Source organism: Bradyrhizobium sp. CCBAU 051011 (assembly GCF_009930815.1).
In the GTDB taxonomy this organism is placed as follows: Bacteria; Pseudomonadota; Alphaproteobacteria; order Rhizobiales; family Xanthobacteraceae; genus Bradyrhizobium.
Map to the genome: position 1 here is coordinate 4,626,930 of NZ_CP022222.1, position 12,636 is coordinate 4,639,565.

General features: G+C 62.2%; 10 protein-coding genes. 8 read left to right on the forward strand and 2 right to left on the reverse strand.

The features are described 5' to 3' along the window. Positions 1–131: 131 nt before the first annotated feature. Both ACH79_RS21710 and ACH79_RS21715 read right to left on the reverse strand, forming a co-directional pair. Complete coding sequence (locus ACH79_RS21710; protein ID WP_161852813.1) at positions 132–1,058, reverse strand: response regulator; 927 nt, start codon at positions 1,056–1,058, stop codon at positions 132–134. Continuing rightward, positions 1,048–4,419, reverse strand: a complete 3,372-nt coding sequence (locus ACH79_RS21715) for an ATP-binding protein (protein ID WP_161852814.1) — start codon at positions 4,417–4,419, stop codon at positions 1,048–1,050. The genes ACH79_RS21710 and ACH79_RS21715 overlap by 11 nt, the downstream gene beginning before the upstream one ends. Before the next feature lie 174 nt (positions 4,420–4,593). Here ACH79_RS21715 and urtA point away from each other — a divergent pair, with 174 nt between their 5' ends. The 8 genes from urtA (at position 4,594) to ACH79_RS21755 (ending at position 12,556) form a co-directional block, all read left to right on the forward strand. Further along, a complete protein-coding gene (gene urtA / locus ACH79_RS21720) occupies positions 4,594–5,853 on the forward strand; it encodes an urea ABC transporter substrate-binding protein (protein WP_161852815.1) in 1,260 nt (419 codons plus the stop codon). Positions 5,854–5,982: 129 nt separating this feature from the next. After that, positions 5,983–6,909, forward strand: coding sequence for an urea ABC transporter permease subunit UrtB (gene urtB / locus ACH79_RS21725; protein WP_161852816.1), 927 nt, complete (start codon positions 5,983–5,985; stop codon positions 6,907–6,909). Between the two features lie 17 nt (positions 6,910–6,926). After that, positions 6,927–8,072, forward strand: a complete 1,146-nt coding sequence (urtC, locus tag ACH79_RS21730; RefSeq protein ID WP_161852817.1) for an urea ABC transporter permease subunit UrtC — start codon at positions 6,927–6,929, stop codon at positions 8,070–8,072. Between the two features lie 64 nt (positions 8,073–8,136). Continuing rightward, a complete protein-coding gene (urtD, locus tag ACH79_RS21735; RefSeq protein WP_161852818.1) occupies positions 8,137–8,892 on the forward strand; it encodes an urea ABC transporter ATP-binding protein UrtD in 756 nt (251 codons plus the stop codon). Between the two features lie 12 nt (positions 8,893–8,904). Next, entirely contained in the window at positions 8,905–9,594 is a 690-nt protein-coding gene (gene urtE / locus ACH79_RS21740; RefSeq protein WP_161852819.1) for an urea ABC transporter ATP-binding subunit UrtE, read from the forward strand. Between the two features lie 28 nt (positions 9,595–9,622). Next, the gene (gene fmdA, locus ACH79_RS21745; RefSeq protein ID WP_065755718.1) at positions 9,623–10,852 is read left to right on the forward strand and encodes a formamidase; all 1,230 of its coding nucleotides are present in this window, start codon (positions 9,623–9,625) and stop codon (positions 10,850–10,852) included. 98 nt (positions 10,853–10,950) lie between these two features. Next, a complete protein-coding gene (locus tag ACH79_RS21750; protein WP_161852820.1) occupies positions 10,951–11,298 on the forward strand; it encodes a zinc ribbon domain-containing protein in 348 nt (115 codons plus the stop codon). Between the two features lie 217 nt (positions 11,299–11,515). Next, complete coding sequence (locus ACH79_RS21755) at positions 11,516–12,556, forward strand: aliphatic amidase (protein WP_161852821.1); 1,041 nt, start codon at positions 11,516–11,518, stop codon at positions 12,554–12,556. Positions 12,557–12,636 lie beyond the last annotated feature (80 nt).

Below are 12,636 nucleotides of genomic sequence, written 5' to 3' on the forward strand. Positions count from 1 at the left end.
CTCCCACGCCCCGCTCTTGCGGGGAGAGGGTCGGGGTGAGGGGCTCTCGCCGCGAGTCGAATGCTTGGAAACAGCCCCTCACCCCAGCCCTCTCCCCGTGAAGGACGGGGAGAGGGAGGGCAATCAGCCTCTCACCCCTTCCGGTTCTTCGCATTCACCGCGATCGCCGCCGCCGCGGTGCGGTTCTCGACGCCGAGTTTGGAATAGATCTGCTCCAGATGCTTGTCGACGGTGCGCGGGGAAAGGCCCAAAATCTGCGCGATGTCGCGGTTGGTCTTGCCCTTGGAGAGCCACGACAGCACCTCGCCCTCGCGCGTGGTCAGCCCCAGCTCGCTGGAGAATTCCGCCGGGGCGTCGGCGCCTGAATCCTTGGCAAGCCGCAGCAGGAATTCGTTCGCACCGAGCTTGCCCATATATTGCAGGCGAAGCTGCTCGCCACCGTGAAGCGCCGCCATCACCGCGGCCTTGGCGCCGGCCTTGCCCTTGCGCGCCTGATCCAGCCATTGCGGGATCGGTTCCGGCAGCACGACGTCGTCGCCCTCGGCCGCAAACGCGTCCGCCAGCAGCTTCTGCGCCTGCGGCGTCGCCCACATGATCTTGCCCGCGGCATTCACCGCGAGCAGGTAACGGCCGGAAACGTCGAGCGCGGCGCGCGCGCTCTGGGTCAGCCGGGCGTTGGCGAGGTGAACGCGGATGCGCGCCAGCATCTCCTGGACCGCGATCGGTTTGGTCACATAGTCGACGCCGCCGGCCTCCAGCCCGCGCACGATGTGCTCGGTCTCGGCCAGGCCCGTCATGAAGATAATCGGCACGTGGTCGAGCCCGGCGTCGCGCTTCAGCCGTCGGCAGGTCTCGAACCCGTCCATGCCCGGCATCACGGCGTCGAGCAGCACGATGTCGGGCGTGATCTGATCGACGATCCGCATCGCGGAAGCGCCGTCGAGCGCGACCATCACTGTCATACCCGCGCCGTCGAGCGCATCGGTCAACAGCCGCAGCGTCTCCGGGGAATCGTCGACGACGAGGGCGACGTCGCGTTTTTTCGGTTCAATGATCATAGCTGTGCAGGGCTTTCAGGGTCGCCATGTACTGATCGAGATCGAAGCGGTCGATCAGCGCGCGCATTTGCGAAACAAAATCGGCATGTTCTGGGTAATCGTTCCCGATCTCGTCGAGCTTGACCTGGATCGCTCTGATATAGCCTAGCTGGCCTAATCCGATCAGTTCTTCGACGTGTTTCACCGGCGGCCGCGAGCCGGTCTCCGGCTTCCAGTGCGGGGCAGGGATCTGGTCAGCCTCATACTGCCATTCGAGCTTGAGCAATTGCCGGATGGTCTCCAACAGTTTCGGGATATCGATCGGCTTCATCAGATAGCCGTCATGGAACGGCTGCGCCAGCGGCGCGCCGTGCGCTTCCAGCGCGCTCGCCGACACCATCAGGATGCGGGCCTGATGATGGCCGCTCTCGCGCAACGTCTGCGCCACCGTCCATCCGTCCATCCCGGCCATCGAGATATCAAGCAGGAACAGATCGGGCCGGCAATGTTGCGCCAGTGCCAGGCAGCCGGGCCCATCAGGCGCGCTGAGCAGGATGAAGCCGAGCGGCGTCAGCACTTCGCGGAGGAGATCGCGGTGGGTCGGATCGTCGTCGGTGATGAGGATTGTCTTGCGCGGGCCGTGATAGCCGAAGATCGGCGCCTCCACCGGCGCGATGCGGGTCGGGTTGGTCACTTCCGAGAGCAGGATTTTTACGCGGAACGTGCTGCCGTTGCCGACCTCGCTCGCCACCTTGATATCGCCGCCCATCACGCCGGCCAGCAGCCGGCTGATGGTGAGACCAAGTCCGGTGCCGGTCTGCGGCTGCGAGACGCCGAGCGCGCCGCGTTCGAACGGCGCAAAGATGCGTTCGAGATCGTCCGCCTGGATGCCGGGCCCGGTGTCGATGATCTCGAACTCGGCGACCGGGCTGCGGTAGTGCACCACGAACTGCACGCTGCCGGTCTGCGTGAACTTCAGCGCGTTCGACAACAGGTTGATCAGAACCTGCCGCAGCCGCTTCTCGTCGGCATAGACCACGACGGGCAGCACGGCGGGCCGCTTGAACACGAAATCGATGCCCTTGGCGGCGGCCTGGACGCGAAACATGCCGACGAGCTGGTCGAGGAATTCGCTCAGGCGCACCTCGTCGCGCGACAGATACAGCCGCCCCGCCTCGATTTTGGAAATGTCCAGAATGCCGTCGATCAGTCCCGACAGATGGTCAGCGCTTCGTCGCACCACGCGCACCTGATCGCGCGGCTTGGTGGCCAGGCTCGTATCCTGTTCCAGCAATTGCGCATAGCCGGAGATAGCGTTCAGCGGCGAGCGCAGTTCATGGCTCAACCCCACCACATAACGGCTCTTGGCTAGATTCGCCGATTCCGCGACTTCCTTGGCGCGCTGCAATTCGGCATCGGTGCGCTTGTGCGCGTCGATTTCCTGGATCAGCAGCGTGGTCTGCCGCCGCGTCTCCGCTTCCGCCGCGCGGCGGCTCTGCTCCGCCAGCACGAACAGCCATGCCACCACGCCGATGATGATGCTGAGCGCAAAAAACACCTTCCACAGCACGTCCGACAGCGCAAAGTTCTCGGCGGGCATCGTCGCGGAGGTCTGCAGATAGATCAGCCCCAGCGTCAGTCCAACGAGGCCGGCGGAAACCGCGAACACGCCAAGATAATGTCCGAACTGCGAGTTGATCCGCGCGTAGATTTTCTCCGGCAGCAGTTTCCCGAGCATGTCGGAGACCTGGGCGCCGGCGCGCGCATGCGGCTTGCAGAGGTCGTGGCAGCGCGCATCGAGCGAACAGCACAGCGAGCAGATCGGTCCGGCATAGGCCGGGCAGGAGGCCATGTCCTCCGGCTCGAACGAATGCTCGCAGATACAGCACTGAATCGATTCGAGGTTCTGCCAGCTCCGCTTCGGTTTTCGCGCGATGTAGTATTTTCCGTCCGTCGCCCAGGCAATCAGCGGCGCCGTGACGAACGCGACCGCCAGCGCCACGAAGGCGGAAAGCGCCTTCGCCGTCGGCCCGAACAGGCCGTAAAACGCCGAGATCGAGACGATGGTCGCGATCGTCATCGCGCCGACGCCGACCGGGTTGATGTCGCACAGATGCGCGCGCTTGAACTCGATGTGCTGTGGCCTGAGCCCCAGCGGCTTGTTGACGACGAGATCGGCGACTAGCGCGCCGACCCAGGCGATCGCCACGTTGGAATAGAGCGCCAGCGTCTGCTCCAGCGCCTTGTAGACGCCGATCTCCATCAGCAGCAGCGCGACCACGACGTTGAAGACGAGCCACACCACGCGGCCGGGATGGCTGTGCGTCAGCCGCGAGAAGAAGTTCGACCAGGCGATCGAGCCGGCATAGGCGTTGGTGACGTTGATCTTGATCTGCGAGAGGATGACGAAGGTGCCGGTCAGCGCCAGCGCCATGTCGGGCTGCGACAGCACGTAGCGGAACGCCTCGAGATACATATGGGCGGGCTCGGCCGCCTGCTCGCTGGAGAGGCCATGACTCAACGCGAAGAAGGCGAGGAAGGATCCCAGCAGCAGCTTGAGCGCGCCAAAAATGATCCAGCCGGGGCCTGCGATCAATAGCGCAATCCACCACGACGTTCGCGACGTGCGGCGGTCGCGCGGGAGGAAGCGCAGGAAGTCTACCTGTTCGCCGATCTGCGCCACCAGCGAAAATACCACCGAGGCGGCGGTACCGAACAGCAAGAGATCGAGATGCCCGCCAGGGTCGCCGTGTTCGCCGGCAAACTTTCGCCATTCCGTGAACGAGTGCGGATTGGCGTAGGCGATCGCGACGAAGGGAAGAATGTGCAGGATGATCCAGATCGGCTGCGTCCACAATTGGAAGCGGCTGATCAGCGTGATGCCGTAGGTCACCAGCGGAATGATCACCACGGCGCTGATGAGATAGCCGATCGGGCGGGGGATGCCGAAGCACATCTCCAGCGCGGAAGCGAGGATGACCGCCTCGATCGCGAAGAAAATGAAGGTGAAGGAGGCGTAGATCAGCGAGGTGATGGTCGAGCCGATATAGCCGAAGCCGGCGCCGCGGGTCAGGAGATCAATATCGATGCCGCATTTGGCGGCATGATAGGCAATCGGCAGGCCGCAGAAGAAGATGACGACGCTGACGACCAGGATGGCAACGGTGGCGTTGGTCGCGCCGTAATTCAGCGTAATCGTGCCGCCGATCGCCTCGAGTGCCAGAAACGAGATGGCGCCAAGGGCGGTATTGGCGACGCGGGCGGCGGACCACCGCCGCGCGCTCTTGGCGGTGAAGCGCAGCGCGTAGTCTTCCAGCGTCTGGTTGGCAACCCATTGATTATACTGGCGCCTGACGCGGTCTATCCGCTGCCGCCCTGCCACTTAGTTGCTCCTGCCCGGTTTGCCCGACCCTGCGTAGCCAGCAAACTCCGTACCAGAAACCTACGTCGCTATTTTGCGGTGCAGTATACGCAATCCCACGTATCTGTGCGGTGCACAATTCTGGGCAATCCTCGCCTGACCAATAAGCGTTCTCGAACAAAAAATGGGGTGCTCATGTCAGACGAACCAAACCAGGGCTTGCAGTCGCCGCTTCGCCGCAAACTGCTGATGGGCGCAGCGGCCTTGCCGCTCATTTCGATCCTTCCCCGGCCCTCATTCGGGGCGGGTCCTGCAACCGCCACCGTCAACACCACGGGCCTCGCGGTCACCGATACGGAAGTCACCGTCGGCATCCTGCACTCCGCCACCGGCACGATGGCGATCTCGGAGACCGGCTCGATCCAGGCCGAAAAGCTCGCGATCGAACAGATCAACGCCATGGGCGGCGTGCTCGGGCGCAAGATCAAATTCATCCAGGAAGACGGCGCCAGCGACTGGCCGACATTCGCGGAAAAGGCCAAGAAGCTTCTCGTCAACGACAAGGTCGCCGCGATCATGGGCTGCTGGACCTCTGCATCGCGCAAGGCGGTGCTGCCTGTCGTCGAGCAGTACAACGGCATGCTCTATTACCCGACCTTCTATGAAGGTCTCGAGCAGTCCAAGAACGTCATCTACACCGGCCAGGAAGCCACCCAGCAGATTCTCGCTGGTCTCAACTGGATCGCCAAGGAGAAGGGCGCCAAATCCTTCTTCTTCATCGGCTCGGATTACATCTGGCCGCGCACCTCGAACAAGATCGCGCGCAAGCACGTCGAGAACGTGCTGAAGGGCAAGGTCGTCGGCGAGGAATATTACGCGCTCGGCAGCACCCAGTTCAATTCGGTGATTAACAAGATCAAGCTGACCAAGCCCGACGTCATCTTCACCGACGTGGTCGGCGGCTCGAACGTCGCCTTCTACAAGCAGCTCAAGGCGGCCGGCGTCGACCTCTCGAAGCAGGCGCTGCTCACGATCTCGGTGACCGAGGACGAAATCGACGGCATCGGCGGCGAAAACATCGCGGGCGCCTATGCCTGCATGAAGTATTTCCAGTCGCTCGACAATGCCAACAACAAGGCGTTCGTTCCCGCCTTCAAGAAGCTGTGGGGCGAGAAGACCGTGATCGGCGACGTGACGCAGGCCGGCTATCTCGGCCCGTGGCTGTGGAAGCTGACTTGCGAGAAGGCCGGCAGCTTCGATGTCGACAAGATTGCCGCCGCTTCGCCCGGCGTCGAATTCAAGGAAGCGCCCGAAGGCTACGTGCGCATCCATGAAAACCATCACCTCTGGTCGAAGACCCGGGTCGGCCGCGCCAAGCTCGACGGCCAGTTCGAACTGATCTTCGAGACGTCGGATCTGGTCGAGCCCGATCCGTTCCCGAAGGGCTACCAGTAGGCGCAGCGGGTTTCCGCAAGCTTCCCAAGCAAGAGCTCCCTGGCGTGGACCGTCAATCCGCGCTTGACGACCCCGCGTCGCGACTTTGCTCGCGGCGCGGGGAACTTATCCCCCGACGGAGAAACATCGATGTTCGGCGACTATTCGATTGGCGATCTGGGCTCCATCTTCGTCATGCAGGGGTTTGCGGGCCTGATCCTGTTTTCCGTCTACGTCCTGATGGCGCTGGGGCTAGCGATCATCTTCGGCCAGATGGGCGTCATCAACATGGCGCATGGCGAGTTCATGATTCTCGGCGCCTACGTCACCTGGATGACGTCGAACTTCTTCCAGGCGTTTCTGCCGAGCCTGTTCAGCGGCTATTTCTTCCTGGCGATGATACTGGCCTTCCTGGCCTCCGGTGCGCTGGGGATGCTGGTCGAATGGGCGCTGATCCGCCATCTCTACAAACGTCCGCTCGATACGCTGCTTGCCACTTGGGGCCTGAGCCTGATGCTGCAGCAGGCCTATCGTTCGGTGTTCGGCGCGCGTGAAGTCGGCGTCGATCTGCCGCAATGGATGCTGGGCTCGCTCAAGGTGACCGACAGCATCGAGGTCCCGATCAACGGCGTCTTCGTGATGGGGCTGACGGTGCTGATCACCATCGTGGTCGCTTACGTCCTGTACAAGTCTCGCTGGGGCCGCCAGGTCCGTGCCGTGGTGCAGAACCGCATCATGGCCGGCGCCGTCGGTATCAACACCGAGAAGGTCGACCGCTACACCTTCGGGTTGGGCTGCGGCATCGCCGGCATCGCCGGAAGCGCCTTCACCATGATCGGCTCCACCGGGCCCACCTCAGGCCAGCTCTACATCGTCGATACCTTCCTGGTTGTCGTGTTCGGCGGCGCCGCCAGCCTGCTCGGCACCATCGCCTCCGCCTTCTCGATCTCGCAGACCCAATCGACGCTGGAATTCTTCATGTCGGGTTCGATGGCCAAGGTGCTCACGCTGCTCGCTGTGGTCGGAATTCTGATGCTGCGGCCGCAAGGCCTGTTCGCCCTCAAAGTCCGCAAATAACAGAAGCAGGCTCGGTCATGATCATCCACTCACGCTTCTTCAATCGATCCGAACTCATCGGCTTCATTGCGCTGGCCGCCATCCTGTTCGTGATCCTGCCGCTGTCGCTGGATGTGTTCCGCCTCAACCTGGTCGCGAAATATCTGACCTACGCCTTTGTCGCGATCGGGCTTGTGCTGTGCTGGGGCTATGGCGGCATTCTGAGCCTGGGGCAGGGGGTGTTCTTCGGCCTCGGCGGCTACTGCATGGCAATGTTCCTCAAGCTGGAAGCCTCCAGCGTCGAGAACACCAAGATCCAGTCCACGCCCGGCATTCCGGATTTCATGGATTGGAATCAGATCACCTCGCTGCCCCTGTTCTGGCAGCCGTTCCACAGTCTCACCTTTACCATCGCCGCAATCATCCTGGTGCCCGGCCTGTTCGCCCTGATCATCGGAACCGCGATGTTCAAGCGCCGCGTCGGCGGTACCTATTTCGCGATCATCACCCAGGCCGTCGCCGCGATCCTGACCATCCTGATCGTGGGGCAGCAGGGCTACACCGGCGGCATCAACGGCATGACCGACCTGCGCACCCTCAAGGGTTGGGACATCCGGCCGGACCATGCCAAGGTCATCCTGTACTTCGTCGAGGTGGTGTTGCTGTTCGCCTGCATTGGCATCGCGCAGTTCATCCGCCTGACCAAGCTCGGCCGCATCCTGGTGGCGATGCGCGAACAGGAAGACCGCGTTCGCTTCTCCGGCTACAGCGTCGCCAACTTCAAGATCTTCGCCTTCTGCATGGCCGCGGTGTTCGCCGCAATCGGCGGCGCCATGTTCGCGCTCAATGTCGGCTTCATGTCCCCGTCATTCGTCGGCATCGTGCCGTCGATCGAGATGGTGATCTACACGGCGGTCGGCGGCCGGATGTCGATCTTCGGCGCGGTGTGGGGATCGCTGCTGGTCAATTTTGCCAAGACCAGCCTTTCGGAATCCTTCCCGCAGCTCTGGCTGTTCGGCCTCGGCGCGCTGTTCATCGCGGTCGTGCTGGCGTTCCCGAACGGCCTGTCGGGAATCTGGGCCGATTACGTTCAGCCGCGCATCGACCGGCTGCTGGCATCACGCAAATCAAAGCCGGGCGGGTGGGCCGACAATTCCGTCGCCGACGGCGCACCAGCAGAGTGAGGCAAGCATGCTCATCGGTCATCTCGGTTGCCGATGCCACACCGGCGGAATGAGGAGATAGATCATGCTCATCGGTCACCAACCCAAGCCCTTTCTGCTCGCGGTCGAGGCGCTCACGGTGTCATTCGACGGCTTCAAGGCCGTGAACAATCTCTCCTTCTATGTCGAGGAGAACGAAATCCGCGTCATCATCGGTCCCAACGGCGCCGGCAAGACCACCGTACTCGATCTTATCTGCGGAAAGACCAAGGCCACCTCGGGCTCGATTCAGTTTCGCGGCAAGGAGCTGACGAAGCTGAAGGAGAATCAGATCGTGCAGACTGGCGTCGGGCGCAAGTTTCAGACGCCGTCGGTGTTCGAAGATCTGACCGTGTTCGAGAATCTGGAGATCTCCTATCCGCGCGGCCGCTCCGTGTTCGGCTCGCTCGCCTTTCAGCGCGATGACGCCGTGAAACAGCGCGTCGAGGAGGTCGCGGAGATGATCTTCTTGAAGGATCGTCTCGATACCTATGCCGATCAGCTCAGTCACGGCCAGAAGCAATGGCTCGAGATCGGCATGTTGCTGATTCAGGACCCGGAACTCCTGATGCTCGATGAGCCCGTCGCCGGTATGAGCGTCAGCGAGCGCGCCAAGACCGCCGAACTGCTCAACCGCATCATCAAGGATCGCTCGGTGCTGGTGATCGAGCACGATATGAAGTTCGTCGAGGACATCGCCCACAAGGTGACGGTGCTGCACCAGGGCCAGATCCTGTCGGAGGGCACGATGGAGAAGGTGAAGAACGATCCGAAAGTGATCGAAGTTTATCTGGGACATTGAGGGAGTAGGGGCATGCTGGCTATCTCGGATCTTCACGTCGCCTACGGCCAGAGCGAAGTGCTGCACGGCCTCAACGTGTCGGTGGCGCCCAACGAGATCGTGGCGATCATGGGCCGTAACGGCATGGGCAAGACCACGCTGATGAAATCGCTGATGGGCATTCTGCCCGCGAAAAGCGGCTCGGTGAAAATGCACGGCGCCGAGCTCAACACGATGCAGAGCTTCGAGCGGGTGGCAAAAGGCCTCGCCTATGTACCGCAGGGCCGCATGATCTTTTCCACCATGACGGTGAAAGAGAACATCGAAACCGGCCTGGTCGTATCAGGCGGCTCGGAGGTGCCCGAAGACATCTACGAGCTGTTTCCGGTACTGCTGGAGATGAAGAACCGCCGCGGCGGCAATCTGTCGGGCGGTCAACAGCAGCAGCTCGCGATTGCGCGCGCGCTCGCCACCAAGCCGAAGGTGCTGCTGCTGGATGAGCCGACCGAAGGCATCCAGCCGTCGATCATCAAGGAAATGGCGCGCACGCTGAAACGCATTCGCGACGAGCGCGGCCTTTCCATTGTCGTCTCCGAACAGGTCTTGAGCTTTGCGCTTGATATCGCCGACCGCGTGCTGGTCATCGAGAACGGCGAGATCGTCCGCGACGACCCGCGCGACAGCGTCGACGCCGCGCAAGTTTCGAAATTCCTGTCCGTTTGAACCTGTGTTCTAAAAAGGGGAGCTATCGATGCCAGAGACACTGATCAAGGTCGATCTTACGAAGTCGGCCTATGAGAACGACATGATCCACAACCGCTGGCATCCCGATATTCCGATCGTGGCGTGGGTCAATCCGGGCGACGATTTCATCATCGAGACCTACGACTGGACCGGCGGCTTCATCAAGAACAACGATTCCGCCGATGACGTGCGCGACATCGATCTTTCGATCGTGCACTTCCTGTCCGGCCCGATCGGCGTCAAGGGCGCCGAGCCCGGCGATCTCCTGGTAGTCGACCTGCTCGATGTCGGGCCGCTGAAGGAAAGTCTCTGGGGTTTTAACGGCTTCTTCTCCAAGCAGAACGGTGGCGGCTTCCTGACCGATCATTTCCCGCTGGCGCAGAAATCGATCTGGGACATCAAGGGCCTCTACACGTCGTCGCGCCACGTGCCCGGCGTGAATTTTGCCGGCTTGATCCATCCCGGCCTGATCGGCTGTCTGCCCGATCCGAAGCTGCTGGCGACCTGGAACGAGCGCGAGACCGCGCTGATCGCGACCAATCCGACCCGCGTACCGGGTCTCGCCAATCCGCCGTTTGCCGCGACCGCCCACGCCGGCCGCGCCAAGGGCGACGCTAAGGCCAAGGTCGGCGCGGAGGGGGCCCGCACCGTGCCGCCGCGCGAGCATGGCGGCAATTGCGACATCAAGGATCTGTCGCGCGGCTCCAAAATCTTCTTCCCGGTCTATGTGCCGGGCGGCGGGCTGTCGATGGGCGATCTGCACTTCAGCCAGGGCGACGGCGAGATCACCTTCTGCGGCGCTATCGAAATGGCGGGCTGGCTGCATCTCAAGGTCGAAATCATCAAGGACGGCGTCGCCAAATACGGCATCAAGAACCCCGTGTTCAAGCCGTCGCCGATCACGCCGAACTACAAGGACTACCTGATCTTCGAGGGCATCTCGGTCGACGAGGCCGGCAAGCAGCATTACCTCGACGTTCACATTGCCTATCGTCAGGCCTGTTTGAACGCGATCGAGTATCTGAAGAAGTTCGGCTATTCCGGCGCGCAGGCCTATTCGATCCTCGGCACCGCGCCGTGCCAGGGCCACATCTCCGGCGTGGTCGACGTTCCCAACGCCTGCGCCACGCTGTGGCTGCCGACGGAGATTTTCGACTTCGACATCATGCCGTCGTCGGCCGGACCGATCAAACACATCACAGGCGACATCCAGATGCCGATCTCGCCGGACAAGTGATCCCTGCGCGAGAAGGATGCGGGGCGGCTCAAGCGTGCCGGCCGCCCCGCATCCGCCATCGCCAAATTCCCTTCCGGACCCTCGCGCAAGGAAACCCAATGCCCGTCTACGAGTATCTCTGCAACGATTGCGGTCCGTTCACCGACATACGGCCGATGTCCGAATACAACAATCCGCAGGACTGCCCGCGCTGCGACAATGAATCGCCGCGCGTAATCCTGACCGCGCCGGCGTTCTTCTGCATGCCGTCCGACAAGCGGAAAGCAATCGCCACCAACGAGCGCAGCGCCCACGCGCCGAAGACATCAGGCGAATACAAGGCGTCCCACGGTCCCGGCTGCGGCTGCTGTTCATCCGGAAAGAAGAAGCCGGCGCGGCTGGTGACCAAGACAAAGGGCGGCGCGAAGGGTTTTCCGACTGCGCGGCCATGGATGATCAGCCACTAAAGCATGATGAAACCAGATTTGATTGCAACCACGAAGAAGGTGCGCTCCGCTTGCGGGGGAGGGTTGGGGTGGGGCTGTCTCCGCGGGCGACACTGCCGCTTCGCTCGTCTCGGCCCCGCAAGCGGGAGAGGTAAAGCGCGTCTGCGGCTAACTTGTCTGACTAAGACCACATGCTCTAGCGATCCTTCAAACCCAAACCAGAACAAGAGGCGATCCAATGCTCCACGGTGACATTTCTTCCAGCAACGACACGGTCGGCGTCGCGGTCGTCAACTACAAAATGCCGCGCCTGCACACCAAGGCCGAGGTGCTCGACAACGCCCGGAAGATCGCCGACATGATCGTGGGCATGAAGCTCGGCCTGCCGGGCATGGACCTCGTGATCTTCCCGGAATATTCCACCCACGGCATCATGTACGACTCCAAGGAGATGTACGAGACGGCTTCGTCGGTCCCGGGGGCCGAGACCGAGATCTTCGCGGAAGCCTGCCGCAAGGCCAAGGTGTGGGGCGTGTTCTCGCTGACCGGCGAGCGCCACGAGGAGCATCCGCACAAGGCGCCTTACAACACCCTGATCCTGATGAACGACAAGGGCGAGATCGTCCAGAAGTATCGCAAGATCATGCCGTGGGTGCCGATCGAAGGCTGGTATCCCGGCAAGTGCACCTATGTCTCCGAGGGACCGAAGGGCCTGAAGATCAGCCTGATCATCTGCGACGACGGCAACTATCCGGAGATCTGGCGCGACTGCGCGATGAAAGGCGCCGAGCTGATCGTGCGCTGCCAGGGCTACATGTATCCGGCCAAGGAGCAACAGGTGCTGATTTCCAAGGCGATGGCCTGGGCCAACAACGTCTATGTCGCGGTCGCCAACGCCGCCGGCTTCGACGGCGTCTATTCTTACTTTGGCCATTCCGCGATCATCGGCTTCGACGGCCGGACCCTGGGCGAGACCGGCGAGGAGGAATACGGCATCCAGTATGCGGGCCTGTCGAAGCACCTGATACGCGACGCCCGCCGCAACGGCCAGTCGCAGAACCATCTCTTCAAGCTCCTGCATCGCGGCTACACCGGCAAAATCAACTCCGGCGAAGATGCGAAGGGTGTCGCGGAGTGCCCGTACGATTTCTATGCGAAGTGGATCGCCGATCCCGAAGGCACGCGCGAGATGGTCGAAGCGATGACCCGCCCGACCGTCGGCACCGACGAATGCCCGATCGAGGGCATCCCGAACGAGGCAACGGCGAGCAACTACTAGACACAGAATCGTAGGGTGGGCAAAGCGAAAGCGTGCCCACCATTCACGATGAACGTGTCGATGGATGGTGGGCACGGCGC

Excerpts from the sequence above, each read along its gene's own strand:
- ACH79_RS21710 (WP_161852813.1), bottom strand. The coding sequence starts at position 1,058 with ATGATCATTGAACCGAAAAAACGCGACGTCGCCCTCGTCGTCGACGAT.
- urtA (WP_161852815.1), top strand. The coding sequence starts at position 4,594 with ATGTCAGACGAACCAAACCAGGGCTTGCAGTCGCCGCTTCGCCGCAAA.
- urtB (WP_161852816.1), top strand. The coding sequence starts at position 5,983 with ATGTTCGGCGACTATTCGATTGGCGATCTGGGCTCCATCTTCGTCATG.
- urtC (WP_161852817.1), top strand. The coding sequence starts at position 6,927 with ATGATCATCCACTCACGCTTCTTCAATCGATCCGAACTCATCGGCTTC.
- urtD (WP_161852818.1), top strand. The coding sequence starts at position 8,137 with ATGCTCATCGGTCACCAACCCAAGCCCTTTCTGCTCGCGGTCGAGGCG.
- urtE (WP_161852819.1), top strand. The coding sequence starts at position 8,905 with ATGCTGGCTATCTCGGATCTTCACGTCGCCTACGGCCAGAGCGAAGTG.
- fmdA (WP_065755718.1), top strand. The coding sequence starts at position 9,623 with ATGCCAGAGACACTGATCAAGGTCGATCTTACGAAGTCGGCCTATGAG.
- ACH79_RS21750 (WP_161852820.1), top strand. The coding sequence starts at position 10,951 with ATGCCCGTCTACGAGTATCTCTGCAACGATTGCGGTCCGTTCACCGAC.
- ACH79_RS21755 (WP_161852821.1), top strand. The coding sequence starts at position 11,516 with ATGCTCCACGGTGACATTTCTTCCAGCAACGACACGGTCGGCGTCGCG.